This is a genomic window from Acrocarpospora pleiomorpha, from assembly GCF_009687885.1.
GTDB lineage: Bacteria > Actinomycetota > Actinomycetes > Streptosporangiales > Streptosporangiaceae > Acrocarpospora > Acrocarpospora pleiomorpha.
This window is the reverse complement of sequence record NZ_BLAF01000141.1, coordinates 1-3,880: the sequence shown is the minus strand read 5'-3', so window position 1 is coordinate 3,880 and position 3,880 is coordinate 1. Positions and strand designations below refer to the sequence as shown.

Below are 3,880 nucleotides of genomic sequence, written 5' to 3'. Positions count from 1 at the left end.
GACCTGGGGCGCGGGCTGCGGTTCCGGCTCGGGCAGCGGCTCGGGAGCCGCCACCGGGGCCTCGGCGGCGGGCGCGCCACCGGCGGCGGAGTCGATGACCGCCAGCTCGGCGCCGACCTCCACCGTCTCGTCCTCGGCCACGACGATCTTCGTCAGGAACCCCGCGGACGGCGAGGGGATCTCGGTGTCGACCTTGTCGGTCGAGACTTCGAGCAGCGGCTCGTCGGCCTCGACGTGGTCGCCCTCCTTCTTCAGCCAGCGGGTGACTGTGCCCTCGGTAACGCTCTCGCCGAGCTGGGGCATGGTTACGGAGACAGGCATGATGAGTCTTTCCTATGAGGGCTTGTCAGTTGTGGACGTGCAGCGGCTTGCCGGCCAGGGCCAGCATGGCCTCGCCGAGAGCCTCCGACTGGGTCGGATGCGGATGGATCAGCTGGGCCACATCACTCGGCGTCGCCTCCCAGTTGTAGATCAGCTGGGCCTCCGCGATGAGCTCGCCGACGCGGCCGCCGACCATGTGCACGCCGAGGACCCGGCCGTCGCGCTCGGCCACGACCTTGACCTCGCCCTGGGTCTGCAGGATCTTGCTCCGCCCGTTCCCGGCCAGGTTGTACGTCAGCTCTACCACGTCGAAGCCGCGTTCACGCGCCTGCGCGGAACTGATGCCCACCGCGGCGACCTCGGGCTCGCTGTAGGTGATCCGGGGCACGCCGTCGTAGTCGATCGCCACCGGGTTCAGGCCGGCGATCTGCTCGGCCACCAGGATGCCCTCGGCGAAGCCGACGTGGGCCAGCTGCGGGGTCGGGATCAGGTCGCCCACCGCGTACACCCCCGGGACGCCGGTCCGGCAGAGCTCGTCCACCAGGACGTAGCCGCGGTCCAGGGTCACCCCGGCGGTCTCGAAGCCCAGACCGGCGGAGACCGGGCCGCGGCCGACCGCCACCAGGAGCAGCTCCGCGTCCAGCGTCTTGCCGTTCTCCAGGGAGACCACCACGCCGGTGTCGGTGGTCTTCACGCTGTCGAAGCGCGCGCCGAGCTCGTACTTGATGCCGCGCCGCCGGAAGGCACGCTCCAAGAGCTTGGAGTTGGCCTCGTCCTCCAGCGGGAGCAGGTGGGGCAGCGCCTCCACGATCGTCACCTCGGCGCCGAAGGAGCGCCACACGCTGGCGAACTCGACGCCGATGACGCCGCCGCCGAGGACCACCACGGAGGTGGGCACCCGGTCCAGCACCAGAGCGTGGTCGCTGGTGATGACCTTGCTGCCGTCGATGTCCAGGCCGGGCAGCGACTTGGCCGCGGACCCGGTGGCCAGCACCAGGTTCCTGCCCTCGTAGACCTGCCCGTCCACGGTGACCTGGTTCGGCCCGGTGACCCGGCCCTCGCCCTCGATCACGGTGATCTTCTTGCTCTTGATCAACCCGGTCAGGCCCTTCCAGAGCCCGTTGATCACCTTGTCCTTGTACGCGAGGACGCCCGGCACGTCGATCCCGTCGAACCGGGTCTTGACTCCGAACGCCTCACCCTCACGGGCCTGGTCGGCCAGCTCCGCCGCGTGCAGCAGCGCCTTCGTGGGAATGCACCCGTTGTGCAGGCAGGTGCCGCCGACCTTCCCCTTCTCGATCAGCGCCACGCTCTTGCCGAGCTCGGCCGCCCGCAGGGCACAGGCGTAACCGCCGCTACCGCCACCTAGGACGACAATGTCGAAGGGGCCGCTGCCATCAGCCACTGGAAAGCTCCCTAATGATTTTCACGTGCCGTTGTGACGGCATCTTTTCACTTGTCACTGAAGATCGTGGTTCAGACGCGGGCGCTAACGCGCGTATCGCTCCGCGATCCCGAACAACGTACGCGTGAGGGCGCCTGTTCCGCCCTTCGGCGTGTAACCATGAGGTTCGCCCTTGTTGAAGGCCGGACCCGCCATGTCCACATGTGCCCAGCGGACGCCGTCAGGAACGAACTCGCGCAGGAAGATCCCGGCCGCGAGCATGCCGCCCCAGCGTTCCGGGTTCAGGTTCGCGATGTCGGCGATCGGCGAGTCGAGGCCCTTGCGCAGCTCCTCCGGGAGCGGCATGCCCCAGGCCCCCTCCCCCTGGGCCTGGGCCACCTCGACGATCTCGGCGCGCAACTCGTCGTCGTTGGACATGACCGCGCAGGTACGCCAGCCGAGCGCGATGATCTGCCCACCGGTCAGGGTGGCCACGTCGATGATCAGATCCGGGGCGTCCTCGGCCGCGCGGGCGATGCCGTCGATCAGCACCAGCCGGCCCTCGGCGTCGGTGTCCAGCACCTCGACGGTCTTGCCGCTGTAGGTGTGCAGCACGTCGGAGGGCCGCTGGGCGGTGCCGGACGGCATGTTCTCGGCCAGGCACAGGTAGCCGATCACGTTGACCTTCAGGCCGAGCCTGGCCACCGCCAGCAGCGCGCCGAGCACCGCGGCCGCGCCGCCCATGTCGGACTTCATCCAGTCCATGCTGGCGGCGGGCTTGAGCGACAGGCCGCCGGAGTCGAACGTGATGCCTTTGCCGACGAACGCGATCGTCTTGTCGGCCTCCGGGTGCGCGTATGCCGCGCGGACCAGCCGGGGCGGGTTCGTGGAGCCCTGGCCGACGCCGACGATGCCGCCGTAGCCCGCGTCCTTGAGGGCGATCTCGTCAAGGATGTCGACGGACAGGCCCGCCTTGCCCGCGGTCTCCTCGGCGATCTCGGCCAGCTTGGCCGGCCACAGGTCCGACGGCGGGGTGTTCACCAGGTCGCGGACCAGGTTCACCGCCTCGGCCAGGGTGGCCGCCCGCTGCGCGGCCGCCTCGGCGCCCTCGGCCCGGGTCAGCACGACCACCTCGCCGACCGGGGCCTTACGCTGGCCGTTGGTCTGATACTTACTGAAGCCGTACGCGCCGAGCAGGGCGCCCAGGGCGATCGCCTCCGCCTCGGTGGCGGTGGGGGCGGGCAGCGCGAAGGTCACGTCCGGGGTGCCGGCCAGGGAGCGCACGGCGGCGCCCGCGGCCCGGCGGAGCGTCTCGGCCTTGTAGTCGCCCTCGGGGGCGTCGCCCAGGCCGACCGCGACGACGATGGGCGCGGGCAGGGCGCCGAAGGTGGGGAACTTGGCGATCTCCTCGGCCTTGCCGGTGAAACCCATCGCGATCAGGGTGGCGGCGAGCTGTCCGCCGAGCGCCTGATCGAGATCGTCGGCACCGGGAGCGGTCTGTGGACCGTCCGGGGAAGCGTGGATGCCGATAACGAGAGCACTGGTCTCGATGGAGACCGTGGCAGATGCATTGACGCGCACTGTGGTCACTGGGCCGATGCTAGCTGGGCTTTCACGGTACGCATAAACGAGGGTTCGTCCTACCAATCATTCTGGGGCTGTCAAAGATCAGGTAAGCAGGGCCGCGGCGGTCACCAGGACGGTCGTGGTGGTCACCTCGACGAGGGATCCGAGCACGTCACCGGTGATGCCACCCAACCGGCGCACCGCCCGTCGCCGGACTTCCCACGCCGCGATCAGCCCTAAGCCGACCGCGATGAGGAGATAAATCCAGCTATCTCGTGACATGGCTAGAAAAGTCAGCCCGACAGTAAATGCCGTTGCGGTCATCGCCCCTAACCACCCTACCGTCCCCGCGACCAACGCCCCCAACCCATCCTTCCGAGCTGACGGCACCCCCTCGCGGCACGCCCACGTCACCGCCAGCCGCCCCGCGACACACGCCACCCCCAGCACCATCGCCCCCTCCCGCGACCCCAACTGTGCCAGCGCCCCCACCTGAAGCAACACATTCAAAACCAGAGCAACCACCCCGAACGGCCCAATATCCGACCGCTTCATCACCTCAAGCGCCCCCGCCCCCTCCTTCCCGCTCCCCAGCCCATCCGCAAGATC

Annotated in this window: 4 protein-coding genes; all 4 read right to left on the bottom strand. The window is 69.3% G+C overall.

Annotated elements, in window-relative coordinates; genetic code table 11:
- Nucleotides 1-321 (bottom strand): biotin/lipoyl-containing protein (locus Aple_RS51600; protein WP_308805557.1); only part of this gene is annotated, 321 nt, incomplete at its 3' end.
- Nucleotides 322-346: 25 nt separating this feature from the next.
- Entirely contained in the window at nucleotides 347-1,726 is a 1,380-nt protein-coding gene (gene lpdA, locus Aple_RS51595) for a dihydrolipoyl dehydrogenase (RefSeq protein ID WP_155352151.1), read from the bottom strand.
- An 84-nt stretch (nucleotides 1,727-1,810) separates the two neighbouring features.
- Nucleotides 1,811-3,295 (bottom strand): leucyl aminopeptidase, encoded by a 1,485-nt coding sequence (locus Aple_RS51590; RefSeq protein WP_155352150.1) that lies wholly within the window; start codon nucleotides 3,293-3,295, stop codon nucleotides 1,811-1,813.
- A gap of 78 nt (nucleotides 3,296-3,373) precedes the next feature.
- On the bottom strand, nucleotides 3,374-3,880 hold a 507-nt coding region (locus tag Aple_RS51585; protein ID WP_155352149.1), incomplete at its 5' end, for an adenosylcobinamide-GDP ribazoletransferase.